Here is a 14,081-nt window from a genome sequence, read left to right as displayed (position 1 = left end):
TTTTTCGTACAGTCATTACGGTGCATAATCGCCATCGTAGCTTACCAACGATACGTTTTTCACACCTTCTATCTCTGAAATATCTTGGACAAATGCCGTATTATCTCCTTTTATTTTTACTTCCACAATCAATTCCACCATCTCTTTGTTGACTGTTTTTGATTTCAGAGAGTATTTCAGTTTGTTCAACTGATATTTGACTCCGTCATTGGCTTGATCGTGATAGTTAATAATGAGCAGATAAGCAACATCTTTCATTTGTCGTTTGGATAATACGACGATCACAGCGGCTACGACCAGTGATCCCAATACCGAAACAGGGTATACACCGGCTCCTGTCGCAATCCCTACCGAGATCGACCAAAACATGAAGACAATATCCAACGGGTCTTTGATGGCGGTACGGAACCGCACGATGCTCAACGCGCCGACCATCCCGAGAGAAAGCACGATATTCGTACTAATCGTCATGATAATCAGGCAAGTAAGCATGGCCATCGCTACCAATGTAATGTTAAAGGTGTGCGTATAGACGACGCCACGAAACGTTTTTTTGTAAATATAGTAGATAAACAAGCCTATCAATCCCGACAGCACCAGTCCTATGATGGTATCGATGATCGAAATGCTGGCGAATTGGTCTATTTTTAAGACACTTTTTTTGATGATATCTTGAAAATTAATAGTATTGGTAGTATCCATAGTTTGCCGACTTCTCCTCACGCTAAAGATTATAGTACTTTTTGGTCTCCTCTCTGCAAATGACATATTTGGAGATAGCCGATCGCTGATTACTCAAGTTTTGTAGCAAATGTCTAATATTGAATGGCAGGAATTGATCGTACTTCACTTCCATGATCATCATGGGCTGGTGAATGGCTCTGACCATCATAATGTTTTCGTCAAAAATATCGAGTGAATTGACGTTTGCCTTCAAATACTTATCAAACGTAATCCTGACATTACCTTCTCGCACCAAATACGCCTCTCGTACGTAATCCGTTATGACACGTGGCCGAAACAGATGGTTTTTGCACGACAAGTAAAAATCCCTCAGCACAGCGCTTTCCGTCTCTCGCAGAAAATCAACATCGCCTGCCAAAATCAGTTCATACTCATCTCGCGTGATCGACGCTGATTCCTTGCAAATGTATCCGCCGAACTTGCTCTTTCGCTCCATCTTGATGACCGCATCACTTTTGTTGTAGATACGAATGCGATATTTTTTTCTTTGAAAAACTCCGTAGTTTTTTTCATAGAGAGCCGTGTCGTGATAGTCATCAAAGTACAAGCTGCGAATATGATACCCTTCCTCACTCACAGAATAGGGGTCAGGAGTCGCGATCAGACGCAATTTCTGCCGGAGCGGCTCGTAATTACTCAGCCGAAGATAATACTTCAATTCATGCCGTAATCGCTTGTTGCCGAGCTGGATGCCAGTACTCTGGATTCCTTTCATTTCAACACGAACTCCTTCACCCCATGATAAAACGCATCCTCGTACTCTACCCTGTCAAATGCGGTCTGTGCATTCCCTTTGCTGTCCCGAACAATCACCCGCCAGAAAAAGCGGCCTTTACCCGGATCTTTGATAGCGTATTGAACCCCTTTAATCCCCTTCGCCTGCGCATGTATCTTCGTAAACGCAGGGTCATAGCTAACGGCAAAGTCGTAGGTCAGATCGTCGCCTTGCAGGTCATAGGAATGATCCCAAGCAAATACGAGCTTGTCTCCTTCTTTTCGTGGCTCTCCCATAAAAAATGGCATGGGATGCTCTTGGCGTTCATAGTACACCTTTTTGTTGCGCGCAGGCTCACCAGAGATAAGGGCGTACTCGTTATGAAAATAGGAGACATCTAGTGGCAAATTGTATAAATCCGGCTGTTGCAGTACGTATTTGCTCACAATCGGATAATAGCTCTGCAAGTATTTTTCCGTTTGCTCCTTCGTGATGATTTTGCTGAGCTCCTCTACCTTTTTGTTTAGACTCTTGATATTTTCCGGATCTTTAAAAATCCGGCGATGCAATCTCGATACCCAGTAGTCGGAAATCCCTAGCTGCCATTCACCTATCCCGTCTTCCGGGCTTCTCTTGATCTCTTCCTCAAAATACCCCCACGTTCCATCGTAGTCCCACGGGAGGAAATACCACTTGTTAGAATTACTCGGGCTGTACAAGTAAAAATTGTGCGAGGCCGCATCATGATTCCCCATCAACAAATTAGAGGCCAGCCATGTGTAGTAGTTCTCCCGATCAATATGCTTGTCCAAAAAGTCTTGGGTATGGATCGCAGGATTGTGGAGATCATCCAGCATGGCAATGAGCTTTTCATGGTTTTCACTGCCTTTGATCTCCAAAATCTTATCGAAGGCTTTCTTGTCATAAGTAGGATCAGTGGCTAGCTTGATTATGTCCTTTTCACGATGGAACTCGAAATCAATCGCCTTATACAGATTCCCATTCCGATCCAATCCGTGAGCCTGCAAGAATGTTTTATTCGGCTGTTCAATTTGAGTAAACAAACCGTAATCAACAAAATCCTTATCTGGATTTTTTTTGGTCAAATCCTTGATTTTTACTTGTACGAATTGTGTTCGCAAACTGGTCATATTCGGGATTTGCTCGAAATAATCAAAACTCAGCTTCTGACGAACACGCGTCATGTCGGACTTATGCTTGCTTAAGTTGATGTTGCGCTGTTCCCGCCAGTATCCGGCGCTTTTGAACAAACGAATCTTGTACGATTTCTGTTCGGCTTTTCTGCTCGATTCCCCACGCAGTTCAATCGTTCCGTTCGCTCTCGTTTCTCCAAAACCAAAGTAGCCTTGTGCGGGCCCCTCCGCCGTTCCTTCCTGCATGATGACCTTTGCTTTCAAATCTTCTCCTTTTTCGTTTCGTCCATGGGGAGCAAGATTGATTTGTGAAAAGGTTGTCGTCTCTAGCTTGGAATTTTCTTCGTTGACCACTGTCACATATAAATGAACGATGCTCCCATCCACGTCCTGGTCGTAAACGCTCCTGTTCTCAACCAGACCCTCGCTCATTTGCTGGGTTGGCGCCACCTGACTCGCTCTTGGTGCTTTGTCTGGCACTGACTGTTCGGTAACATCCTGTGTACAACCAGTCAAGACAATCCCTACTGCTACAAGCAGGCTCAGTATGAATCGCTTTTTCTTCACCCTAAGTCCTCCCAATCCATAAGTACGCGTCTATTGCATTCTCTTTCCTTTCACAAATAGTGGCTGTAGGCAGTACGTGTAATAATCGATATTTTTCAAGTAATAGATGAGCCTGCCGAGAGCAGCTACCGCCGAAAGAAAAGAGGCGATGAAAAATGAGAATCCGTAGTTCTGAAGGGGCAACATCGCGCTGGTAATGACAACCGTACTCACGAGAAAGATTGTCGTCACCACAAAGGCTCCCTTCCGATCGTCAAAATAGAGCAGCATCAGGACAATCACGAACATAACCGCGTATAAATATCCTGCGATAACCAATATGTTGTACCGCTCAATCTGCTCCGACGAAAAACCGATATGCGGGAGCAGAGTAATTCCCAGTGCCAATGCGACTAAGGAAAAGAATAGTTGAACCTCCATCATGAAGCTGATCTCTTGCATCAGCGTTTGAACCATATCTGTTTTTGCCCGTTTGATATCCTGCACCGAGCCCGTTCCCAATATCGTGCCGTAATACGTGCGGTATTTCTCGTAAAAAGCCGTCTCGACGGATACGACAAACATGACCATCGTAGGCAGGATGCTCAGGGAAGCGTAGAATGCAGGCACGTCATAAAAAGGCGCAATCACGTATGTATTCGCAACGACCTCCTGCAGCGGGCTTGCTAGCCAATAAATAAAATGGTGCACATAAAAACCGAGAGAGCAAAAAAGACCCACACACAACAGACTCGGGTATTTTTTCACATACTTCAAAAAATCAAAGTAGTTCCTCTCCCACTTCGGGAAATAGCTCTCCAGATGAACCATCGACAGGACGATCATGATAAAAAAGCCAAGATCCAAAGAAATCAGCATCGCGATTCCTTTTTCCACTTCAGTCAGATTCAACAGAAGAAACGCAGCCAGAAGCGTAACGGCCACAGCTGCCAAATATCCCCGAATAATGCGCATGTAATCCTTCAAGGCAGACAAATAGGCCGATTGCAGCCAAACCACGATCAGTTCTACAAAAAGCAGATAGGCGACAAGCTTAAAGCCTGACGGCAAAGGAGCAATCCAGTAAAAAACACCTCCGAGAATTCCCCCCAAGCCAAGGCAAACTGCTATGACGCCATATAATGAAGCAATGATGTCGTTATACTCTTGCAAGTAGATTTTGTCTGCGATATAGCGAGAAATGACCATCGAAAAGCCACATGTGATTAAGAGCGAAAACACAAAAGCATAAACGACGGCAGCTAAAAATGACATACGCTCCAAATAGCTGACATTCATTTGAAGAAGGATTTGCTGTAGAACCGTGATCATGACCATACAAATCAGCATTGGTCCGACTGTTACCAGTGAAGAAAATGCATACGCCTTCACACTGGACAAATACCCTTTATTCCGAAACATTTTCTTCAACTCAAAGCCAATGCCCGCCATGTTTCCTTACACCTCGTATTTCCGATACAGATTCCGGTATCCCGCCAAGAATTTCTCATGCGTATATAATGCTGAAACTCGTTGGAAGCCACTTTTCCCCATCCGCCTTCGCAACGGCTCGTTATGACACAATGTCGTTATCGCTTGAGCGATTTGGGTAAAATGCATGACCGGTACCGTTATTCCTGCATTACCATAATTGTCTCCATTGCCGTACAACAACTCCCTGCAACTCCCCACGTCAGTCGTCACGAAGGGCTTGCTGCATGCCATCCCCTCCAAAATAACGAGCGGTTGCCCTTCACTAATGCTGGTCAGAACAAGCATGTCCATTTGTCCGAGAAACTCTTTCACATTGACCGCACCCGTAAACGTAATGTCCTCCAGCTGCAGGCTGTCGACCAATTGCAGACACTCTGTGTAATACTCTTCGTCTTCATCCGTTGGGCCCATGATGACAAAGCGCGCCTGTGGAACTTGCTCTTTGACGAGCCCAAAGCTTTGCAGCATCGTTTTAATATCCTTAATCGGCACCACGCGGACCACCGCTCCAACGGTAATCGTATCGGTCTGTTCTTTCTTCACGGCAATGTCGATATAATCACCCACTTTTACACCGTTAGGAATTACCGATACTTTGGAAGGGTCACAGCCGAGCTCGATCTGTATTTCCTTGTTTCTCTCAAACAACGTGATCACCTCATCCGCATAGGAGTAGGCGCAAGCCGAGAGATTATGAAAATAGTCGATCCAAATATCTTTAAAGTGACCCTTGATCCAGTTTGCCTTAATAATTTCTTCTTCCCGCTCGCGGGTATAGATTCCGTGCTCCGTCAGCAAAAAGGGCTTTTCATGCAAGTACTTCCCCAAGCTCCCTGCTATACCGCCATAGCCCGTACAAACACTGTGATACAAGTCTGCTTGCGGCATGCCGTTTTGAATCACGAGACAAAGCGGCAGTACCATCGAGCGAATCATCCAAATCATTTCGGTAAATGGAATTTGCGGGTATTTTTGCTCACAAAGCCGCTGGATTACCTCAAAAAAGTCCTTGCTGGTAAGTAACTCAGCCACAGCTGGCATCTTGTTTCCCGATAACACGGAAAAGAGAGAGCGCCAGTCTCCCTTGCTGCCGTCGAGCAAGGAAAGCAATGCTTGCTGTTCGTCTTCAGTCAGACCCAGGCGCTTTCCGGGTGTTGCCTCTTCGTTCAGATAGGTATCCAGAAACACCTCTTTGATTTCCACGACATTTCCGGGCAGCTGGTAAACATATTTCCCTCTGTTTTTCTCTTGCGCACCAATCGCATAAATGATGAATTCATGCTCTGGCATACTCGTGATCAAGGAATGAATCCAGCTAGAGACGCCCCCTGTGATATAAGGGTATGATCCTTCGGCAATCAAACAAATTTTCATCGCTTACTCTTCCAGTCCTATTTGAAATTTTGCGCCAGTTGCATGTACGAGATAGACGCCTTCATCGATTTTTTCAACGGTACAATTCTTTAGGTCCGTCATCCTTTTGTCTGTTCGCAAGATGTAATACATTTCTTTAGAAAAATGATTCATGTATCCTGTTATTCGATTATCCGTATGCTCGATATACACATCCGTCTGCAAATAGCTCCTCAGGCTTGCTGCTGCCTCGGAAGCAGTCTGGCTGCGCAACCATCGATACTGTTGATACACCTCTTCCATCATAAATTGAAATTCCTTCGACAGTTCCTGCCACGGTTTGTTACCGCTTCGATCCTTGTCCAAAATATCGTCTGGATGGACAAAGTGGGAAAAAACGCCAATCGATGTGATCGCATTTGTCATGTACCAATCATGAATGTCTGTGCGGCTATATCCAGAGGTAATTCGCGGCAGCTCAACGATGCCATCGTCTGCCACGGAAAACTCTTGAATATACTCGTGTGTGCTGTCAGATTCCGCATACAAGGAGGCAATTACCTTTATATCAGGGAATGCCTTTTTCAACGCTCGACGTCCTTCCTCTCCCATTACGTTGGAAGGCGGGACATACACCTGAATGTCATACGACGAGAAAACCTTCTTGATATACTTGTCCAATTCCAGAAGTGACTCTGCCATACTTTCCTCATTGGGCCAAGCATTATATTGGTAATGGCTGGCTATCGCTTGATCGGTCACCAGTGATTGATGATTGTATCCGTGAATGCCCAGTTCGCCTCTAACTTTCAACAAATCCCTGCCATACGTAATCAAGTTGTTCGAACTCGTCCCTTCCTCATCAGTAAAGGGAGCGACAACTCGGTCGTTATAGGTTTTGATAAAGGCTCCCGTGTAGGTCAGATCGTTATCGGCAGCGAGCTTGATCATGTCAGGCCACCAAATATCCCGGAAGAAGCTGGGTATATCTTTGCGGTATTCTTGATAAATACTTGGCTCGATTCCCCGGCGAAAAGGAGCAGGAAAATCGTCAATGTACGTGATTTTCATATTAAAAATGGGATACATGAAATCTTCATTCAGTACGCTTATGCTTCCAGCAATCAAGCCTCTGTTCATCGCAGATTGCAGATTCGTCGCGTTATAGACCATGACCTTGCCCTGTCCATACTCGGTCTCCCATAGCAACGGCATCCCGTCGGCAGATTCAGCGTGAACCTTCGTCCTTCTATCCAGCTCTACGGGGATGGAAGAGTTATTGATAGACTCTGCTGCAATCTTTGCATCCTGCCCATGGATCAAGAGATTCGATGTCATCTGAATGCCGTTCGTCACGATAGGGATGTTCATGGAATTGATGCCAAGCTTTCGGTATATGCGATACAAGCTGTCATTGTATTCAGGCATACGCGAAAAGAACATGTTTCCACCGTTGTGCGCATATTGCATCATCTCATCCAGATTGGCAATTCTGCTGAGATTTTCTACCGTCACGATCACTGTCATGTATTTCGGGTCAAGCCGGGTCAATTGCTGCGCATCTGCAAGGTCGTACTCTTTCTTCATATAGCGCAACACTTGCTCAACGTTTTTCGCAATTTCCTTGCTGCTTTCATCCGTTGAATCGACAACGATGAGAAACCTCTCTCTCGCAAGCTGGCTGATCTCCTCTTGGCTGATTGCATTTTCCTTAGGCTCGTTACTCCGTTCACTCGCCCCCCCTGATGAATGATTGCCCACTTGAAGGATGAACTGAGAGCGTGTCGTTTCGATGGTGATCCCCAGAATCGCCACAAAGATCAGGATGATATAGATGTTTTTTTTCACAGGAATATTATTGGACCCCGCCCTGCTTCGTTCTCTGTCCTTTTCCCTGTCTCTTTTCCTTCTCCTACTCCTTGTCATTCTCATTTTGTATCGCTCATCTCTTTCGAATTCGAACCTGTTTGGTGTGCAGCAGCGACTTCCTGCCAAGTATTGTCTTGATCAATGTCGTCCCATTGCTGAGTACTCTTGTCTTGCTCATCGTTTTCCAGCGTGTTCCAATAACGGATCATCATCAGAGTAGAATGAGAGATTTTGACAGATGAGCTTTTTAACCGCTCCAATTCTGCCATAAATCCTGCATGATCTCTCATCGTAAAAAGGCGCTTTAGCTCCATAACATATGGTTGTTCACTTTCTGGATGAAAGCGACGAAACATCTGACAGTATTGTGCAGCCTTGTCATACGATCGGTTAGCCAATTCACAATTGATCTTGTCCACAAAATAGCCTTCTTCATCCTGATAAATATCCAGTAAAGATTCCAGCACAAAGGAATAGGTGTAGCTGTATTTCACATTGGTTCGCTGATCAATGAGTGAACTGTCCATGTACTTCTTCAAAACCTGTGCGTACGCTCGCAAAACCTCAAGATCCTGCTTGTTTTCCTCGTATTTCACAGATAAATCTTGCAGCTGCAGCTGAAGATTGCGCCGCATTTCCGTTAAAGCTGCGGCAGCGTAGTGAACTGTTTCCGAATCCTCGTTTTGCAAGGCTGTCTCCAATGTGCCTATCTGCCAAATCGTCTGCTCTTTCAATACATCGATCAGCATCTTCCGTCGAGTGCTGGTGTCATTCAGGAACAGAATGTCCTCAACGGGCACAATGTTCATTTCCTTTTCCATGTCCGCTCTTCGAAAAATATTCGATCCTTCGGCAAGTTTAAGCAAATCACTCTCTAGCATCAGTTCATTCACATTCTTCTTCGCTGTTCGTTTGTACACATCAGTAATCCCCAATAACAGAAGACCAAAAATGGGAAGAAAGCCAGCAATAAGCATTCGCATAATAAGCACCTGCTTGTTATTGCCGCGACTTTGCATCCAACTGTAACCAACAGACACCAAGACATGGAGGAGGAATAGATTAAGCATAGGCGCCATCCTTGAGAGAGAAGCGATCCTGGTCTTTTTCCTGCACAATTCTCGATGCAATGCCGAGTCTACCAAGCCTGTCAATCACGATATTGGCTTCTTGCTCGTTGGAATTTGAGAGAATGATATAAACGTCTCCTGTTTCGTCCATTCCCATATAATCTGCTTCGCGAAGAGAGGTGGCGATATAGGTAGAGAGCGTATGATGATCCATTTGCGCAGAATCCACTGCCAAGAGTGTAAAGTCCGTGTTCAACTGTTGCTTAGCGTCCCTTTTGTTCTTCAGCATAGCTGCAAAGTAAGCTGGAATCAGAATGGAGGTCTCTTCAAGGTAGCGATCCTTTTGTGTGGAGTTTAAGAAACGAAGCGAACGAGATAATGCGGAAGAGATCAATTGAACCGCGACTTGGAAGAGGTTTTGGGTGTACATCGTAAAATTTTCAAATCCGAGCTGTTGCAACGTTACGACCGCAACCATTTTACCATTGTCAAAAATAGGGGCAGCCATAAGAGGCATATCGTGGCGTAGCTCTTTATTCACCATGATCTTCTTCGTTGTCATTAATTCAGTAAGGTAAGCATGCTCACTCATTTTCAACGAGCGTGGGAGATCAAAGCCAGCCTTGTTCGATTTAGCCATCAATCTCAAAAAAGAGCCACTTTGGTTCATCGTATAGATCGCAATCTCGTTGGACTTCATAATTCTTTCCAGCACCCTGACAGATTTCTGCAATACACGTTCAGGCTCAAGACTGTCCAGTTCTTTGGTAATGTTGTAGATTTTTCCGAAGCTGTCTTCCGAATTCACGATCTGTTGCTGCAATTCTTGCTTTACCATCAGTACATCGTTGTAAATGTCTTTTAAAAAGTCATATTTTTCTTCCAGCGCTTGCTTTTGCAGCTCCTTGGACAGAACATCCCTGTTTCGTTTGTCGATCGAATAACCTACGGCAATTCCGATAATAAAATAGACTGCGACATGGAACAAAACATTGGCATCATACAAAAGCGAAACGACATCACGCCCGTTATGTAGGCTTTCTCCGATGAAAAGTCCACAAGCCAAGATGACAGACAGGATGGATTGCTTCGTTCCGTAAATAGCACCAATCAACACGATGTAAATCAGCTTCAGATCAAATACGCCGCTGTTAACCGTGCTAAGCGTGGCGAAAATCACGAAAAAAAAAGCAAGAACGTTCTCGATATATGGCCTCGCATCCCACGAGCGGAGCCAACTGATCGATATTTTCGTTTCGCTCTCCTGCTCCTGTTCTTTGTCGGCAATAGTCGTTTGATACCACTGTGCCGTTTTTTTCAGCCCCTCCGCTAAAGAATACATCGGGATCCAGTCTAGTCTTCTCTTCGCTCGCGTATTGTCCAAAACTGACTTATCAACATCTCCTGGGCGTTTAACCGCTCGCAAGATGCCCTTCAGCTCCTGATTCTCCCCCAGAATGTCAATGAGTTCATTAATACTACTTTCCTGATTGGTGGACAAATTCATCACACCCTGATAATCCGCGGTCACCGAACGAAAAATAGCATCAGCCACATCTTCTACATAAATAAAATCTCTCGTTTGCGTTCCATCCCCGTGCAAGACAATTTCATTCCCATGATTGATCTGATTTAAAAAGGAAGAGATAACTCCACCTTCCCCTACTGCACTTTGTCTGGGACCATATACATTTGCCAAACGGAAAGCAACTGTTTGTAACCCGTACATTTCCTTCCATTTGCTGCAATACACTTCTCCGATGTACTTATTGATTCCATAGACAGATACCGGATCACACGCTGTCTCTTCGGATAACGGCGTATTTTCATTCATGCCGTAGACAGCGGCTGATGACGCAAAAATGAATTTGGATACGCCATATGTGCTAGATAGCTTCAGCATATTTACGAGCCCGAGTACATTCGATTTCGAGTCCAGCAAGGGGTCTTCCATAGATGCAGCAACACTCACCTGAGCTGCCAAATGTACGACGACATCGAACTTGTTGCTTTTGAATACTTCATCGCATTTCTTATCCGCTATATCCAGTGAGTATGCCTTATGCGGAAATGTGACGTTTCGCCGACTGCCTGTACTAAGATCATCGAGGATGAATACTTTATAGCCTTCCTTATAAAATCTCTCTGCGACAAAAGAACCGATGAACCCATAGCCACCTGTGACCAAAACTTTCATACTACCACCTCAGCTATTTGTTTCGCCTGTCTATCCCCACGACTAACATCCACCCCTATACCCAACACATGCTGGACAGCCCATTCAATTCGCTCCAGCTGCAAGGGCTTCGCTATGAAATCCCGCGCACCTGCCTGAATCGCCTTGATGACGGTATCGCGTCTTGCAACTGCTGAGCAAATAATGATCTTGGCATCCTTGTCCAACTCCATGATTTTGCGGGAGGCAGTCAAACCGTTCATACCGGGCATGGTGATATCCATTATGACAAGTGATGGCTTGTACAAGCAGTAATTTCTAACAGCCGCCTCTCCCGAATCAGCTTCCGCAACGACATGTAGTCCTATCGACTCAAACATGTTGCGCAGCACATGTCTCGTAAACGCTGTATCATCAACAATCAGAATGCTATTCATCCAAAACGCTGTCTCCCATTCTTATCCTCTATATCTTTTGGATTATTTTATTATAGTGATATATTCCTATCCTTACTACTAATCACAGCTACTTCTTCTTAAACTGTCATTTTTCATAGGCACAAAGCCCCCTGACCTATTGCTTTATTTATTCTACTAGGAGCATCTCAACAATTTCTGAACAAAAGACAAAAAAGAACAGGGACAGTTACCGTTACGGCAGCTTATCCCTGTTCTTCTTAGCTGTTCAGTTGATTTTTCCACTATCCTTATTTTCGCAACTTCTCTTTTTTCAACAAGCGAATAAAGATCACCAGTACAATCAGGAATAACGCCACAATTACTCCGATTAACCAGAGCGGGATATTGCTCACTACCCCGTTTATCCCTTTTGTCTGTTTCTCTTCGTGGTCTTCGAGCTGAATAGTGAAAACCTCGTTCGATTTGCTCATCACGACAATTTGCCCATCTTCGTTGGAATTCTTCATATAGTGAAGCAGATCAGCATGAAGGAAGGCTCCCTGACCAGCACTACTCTCGTCTGCGGATTGGAAGACACTCAACGTCCGCTCTTGATTCCAGATCGAGGGCTGGACCCAGGCCACATAACGGCTCGTCTCGTTGATTACGTGGTATTGGTTCAACTGCTTGATCTCATTTATCAAAAGCTGTCCCTGCACCTTCTGAAAACTCGGGTACTGCTGAATATCCCCCATCGCAACCACATTGTAGGAGGCGATCTCTTGCAAAGCCTTCTCGTTCAGAGGCTCCTGGAAAATGACGAAGGAGCTCCCCTTCCGATTGCTTACCTCCGACAGCATGTCATTCATCAGCATCGAGAACTGCGACAAATATTCACCTGTCCATTTTTCCGGCAGCAGGAAGGCGGTGTCCTTTAATCCTGCATCCTGCACAAAAGGAGCAGGCCAGTACCGGAAGCTGCGCTGTGCAGGTACCTCGTGCGGCACGTTCAAGCTACTTTCTTTATCCACAAAAACCCAGCGTCCCTTGTTGTTCTCAGGCGCACACGCATCACCCTTCAGGTCCATCGAAGCCGAGAAAGCGACTGTCAGAGTATGATTTGCCTCTTTGATGACAGATTGTGAAATGGGAATGCTCACTTGGTAGTTATCGTTATCGTCCACTGCTTTCAACTGCTGGAGCATGACCGTATAAGGTACGCCATTTATCGTTACAGTCAACTGGTGCTGCGGCTTATCTTCCCCTTCGTACTTCTGCATGAGCAATGGGGAAATCTTCAGTTTCAAATCAAGCGTGACGTCCCCGGTAATCTTCCAATGAGACGGAATTTTCATAGTCACCTGCTGTGTACGACTGTTTCCGTGCTCCAGCATAACATGCGAATGTCCGCCTGAAGCCAAAGAGAGAGAAATCGGACTTTGCTCTGTTGCCTGTACACTGGGGACCTGCTTGACAGCAAGTTGATTCCCCGCCAGCTGCTTGTTCATATCCTTATCTGTCAGCAGGTGAATCGTCTCGGCAAAGCTTGTCTCCTTGCCTCTCGATACCAAGAGCAAGAGCTTGGCTTCAGCAGATTGATTCACTCTCATCTGGTAGTAATCGAGCCCCAGCTTTTGTTCCCTGGTCGCAATCCCCTGTTCAGCAGCCAGTGTTTTGAGCGGGCCAGTCCACCCTTCCGGATTGCCGATCGCGATGACGTGTCCCAATTCTCCCTTTGCTTTCCACTCACTCTCTGTCATGATCGGGATCGGGCGTTTGGTAGCTGTCTGGGCAGACAAGGACGTAGCTACTTTCAGCGCGGCTGCCACCACATCTTGATCTGCGGCATCAGGAACGACGATCTTGGTAAACACTTCAGTCGAATTGCCTGGCTCCACGAACGGCACCGGGTACTCCCTCAACAGATCGGCAGACGAGGTTATGGCCTGCGTATCCAGAAAAGCAAAGGAGCTTTTGTCGATTTTTACCCAGTTCGCAGGATCATTCTGATCGTCGCAAATGTTGTCGGTGAGCAGGCTATGTTTGGTGATGGTAATCTTGTGGAAGCCGAGTGCCGTCTCGTCCGCTCCCAACGGTATTCTGATTTTCCCTTGCTGGGCAGTCTCCTTGGTTAAAAACACGCTTTTCAACGGCTTGTCGTCGACGCTTACCGTCAAGGTGGAACGTGTGCCGTTCAGCAGCTCGGAGTGACTGAATGAGATTTCCAGATAGTTGTTGCTACCGATAGTTGCCCGCGGAACACTGTAAAAGTAATCAAAGGACTCGTTTACTCCACCCAGTGTGACCGGTTCACTCGTAAACCGCAAAACGGTTCCTGGTGTCTTGTCGAGTCCATTGGATGCGTACGTCGTTTTTGCTTGATTGGCCAGGCTTGAAAAGGTAAACACCGCAGGGCGCATCGCCTTTCCCGATGGCGCAGTTGCCCCAGCTTGTGTCGGTGCTGCTGTGCCTTCGGCGTATATCGTGCTCACTCCTTGCCCAAAAAGGAGGGCGGTTACGGTCAATAGCGCAAACGCCGGTTTCCAATTGCTTTTCTTCATG

General features: G+C 45.7%; 10 protein-coding genes. All 10 read right to left on the bottom strand.

Features of this window, described 5'->3' with window-relative positions; genetic code table 11:
• Positions 1-15 precede the first annotated feature (15 nt).
• The 10 genes from AB1L17_RS08430 to AB1L17_RS08385 all read right to left on the bottom strand — a co-directional run bounded on the left by AB1L17_RS08430 (position 16) and on the right by AB1L17_RS08385 (position 14,080).
• Entirely contained in the window at positions 16-702 is a 687-nt protein-coding gene (locus AB1L17_RS08430) for a DUF4956 domain-containing protein (RefSeq protein WP_412844155.1), read from the bottom strand.
• Between the two features lie 22 nt (positions 703-724).
• On the bottom strand, positions 725-1,459 hold the full coding sequence (locus AB1L17_RS08425; protein WP_412844154.1) for a polyphosphate polymerase domain-containing protein: 735 nt from the start codon (positions 1,457-1,459) through the stop codon (positions 725-727).
• Positions 1,456-3,180 carry a CotH kinase family protein gene (locus AB1L17_RS08420; RefSeq protein ID WP_412844153.1) on the bottom strand — a complete coding sequence of 575 codons (1,725 nt, stop codon included), beginning with the start codon at positions 3,178-3,180 and terminating at the stop codon, positions 1,456-1,458. The genes AB1L17_RS08425 and AB1L17_RS08420 overlap by 4 nt, the downstream gene beginning before the upstream one ends.
• Positions 3,181-3,210: 30 nt before the next feature.
• Entirely contained in the window at positions 3,211-4,611 is a 1,401-nt protein-coding gene (gene pelG, locus AB1L17_RS08415) for an exopolysaccharide Pel transporter PelG (protein WP_412844152.1), read from the bottom strand.
• Between the two features lie 6 nt (positions 4,612-4,617).
• Entirely contained in the window at positions 4,618-6,027 is a 1,410-nt protein-coding gene (gene pelF, locus AB1L17_RS08410; protein WP_412844151.1) for a GT4 family glycosyltransferase PelF, read from the bottom strand.
• A 3-nt stretch (positions 6,028-6,030) separates the two neighbouring features.
• Positions 6,031-7,854 (bottom strand): DUF2194 domain-containing protein, encoded by a 1,824-nt coding sequence (locus AB1L17_RS08405; RefSeq protein ID WP_412844150.1) that lies wholly within the window; start codon positions 7,852-7,854, stop codon positions 6,031-6,033.
• An 80-nt stretch (positions 7,855-7,934) separates the two neighbouring features.
• Complete coding sequence (locus tag AB1L17_RS08400; RefSeq protein WP_412844149.1) at positions 7,935-8,945, bottom strand: hypothetical protein; 1,011 nt, start codon at positions 8,943-8,945, stop codon at positions 7,935-7,937.
• Complete coding sequence (locus AB1L17_RS08395; protein WP_412844148.1) at positions 8,938-11,142, bottom strand: NAD-dependent epimerase/dehydratase family protein; 2,205 nt, start codon at positions 11,140-11,142, stop codon at positions 8,938-8,940. Before AB1L17_RS08395 ends, AB1L17_RS08400 begins: the two co-directional genes overlap by 8 nt.
• Positions 11,139-11,558 carry a response regulator gene (locus tag AB1L17_RS08390; RefSeq protein ID WP_412844147.1) on the bottom strand — a complete coding sequence of 140 codons (420 nt, stop codon included), beginning with the start codon at positions 11,556-11,558 and terminating at the stop codon, positions 11,139-11,141. Before AB1L17_RS08390 ends, AB1L17_RS08395 begins: the two co-directional genes overlap by 4 nt.
• A gap of 269 nt (positions 11,559-11,827) precedes the next feature.
• Complete coding sequence (locus AB1L17_RS08385; RefSeq protein WP_412844146.1) at positions 11,828-14,080, bottom strand: cellulose biosynthesis cyclic di-GMP-binding regulatory protein BcsB; 2,253 nt, start codon at positions 14,078-14,080, stop codon at positions 11,828-11,830.
• Position 14,081: the final 1 nt, after the last annotated feature.

Source organism: Brevibacillus jepli (assembly GCF_047229145.1).
In the GTDB taxonomy this organism is placed as follows: Bacteria; Bacillota; Bacilli; order Brevibacillales; family Brevibacillaceae; genus Brevibacillus.
Note: the sequence above shows the minus strand (reverse complement) of the source record. Positions and strands in the feature narration are given on the sequence as shown.

Excerpts from the sequence above, each read along its gene's own strand:
- AB1L17_RS08430 (WP_412844155.1), bottom strand. The coding sequence starts at position 702 with ATGGATACTACCAATACTATTAATTTTCAAGATATCATCAAAAAAAGT.
- AB1L17_RS08425 (WP_412844154.1), bottom strand. The coding sequence starts at position 1,459 with ATGAAAGGAATCCAGAGTACTGGCATCCAGCTCGGCAACAAGCGATTA.
- pelG (WP_412844152.1), bottom strand. The coding sequence starts at position 4,611 with ATGGCGGGCATTGGCTTTGAGTTGAAGAAAATGTTTCGGAATAAAGGG.
- pelF (WP_412844151.1), bottom strand. The coding sequence starts at position 6,027 with ATGAAAATTTGTTTGATTGCCGAAGGATCATACCCTTATATCACAGGG.
- AB1L17_RS08400 (WP_412844149.1), bottom strand. The coding sequence starts at position 8,945 with ATGCTTAATCTATTCCTCCTCCATGTCTTGGTGTCTGTTGGTTACAGT.
- AB1L17_RS08395 (WP_412844148.1), bottom strand. The coding sequence starts at position 11,142 with ATGAAAGTTTTGGTCACAGGTGGCTATGGGTTCATCGGTTCTTTTGTC.
- AB1L17_RS08390 (WP_412844147.1), bottom strand. The coding sequence starts at position 11,558 with ATGAATAGCATTCTGATTGTTGATGATACAGCGTTTACGAGACATGTG.
- AB1L17_RS08385 (WP_412844146.1), bottom strand. The coding sequence starts at position 14,080 with ATGAAGAAAAGCAATTGGAAACCGGCGTTTGCGCTATTGACCGTAACC.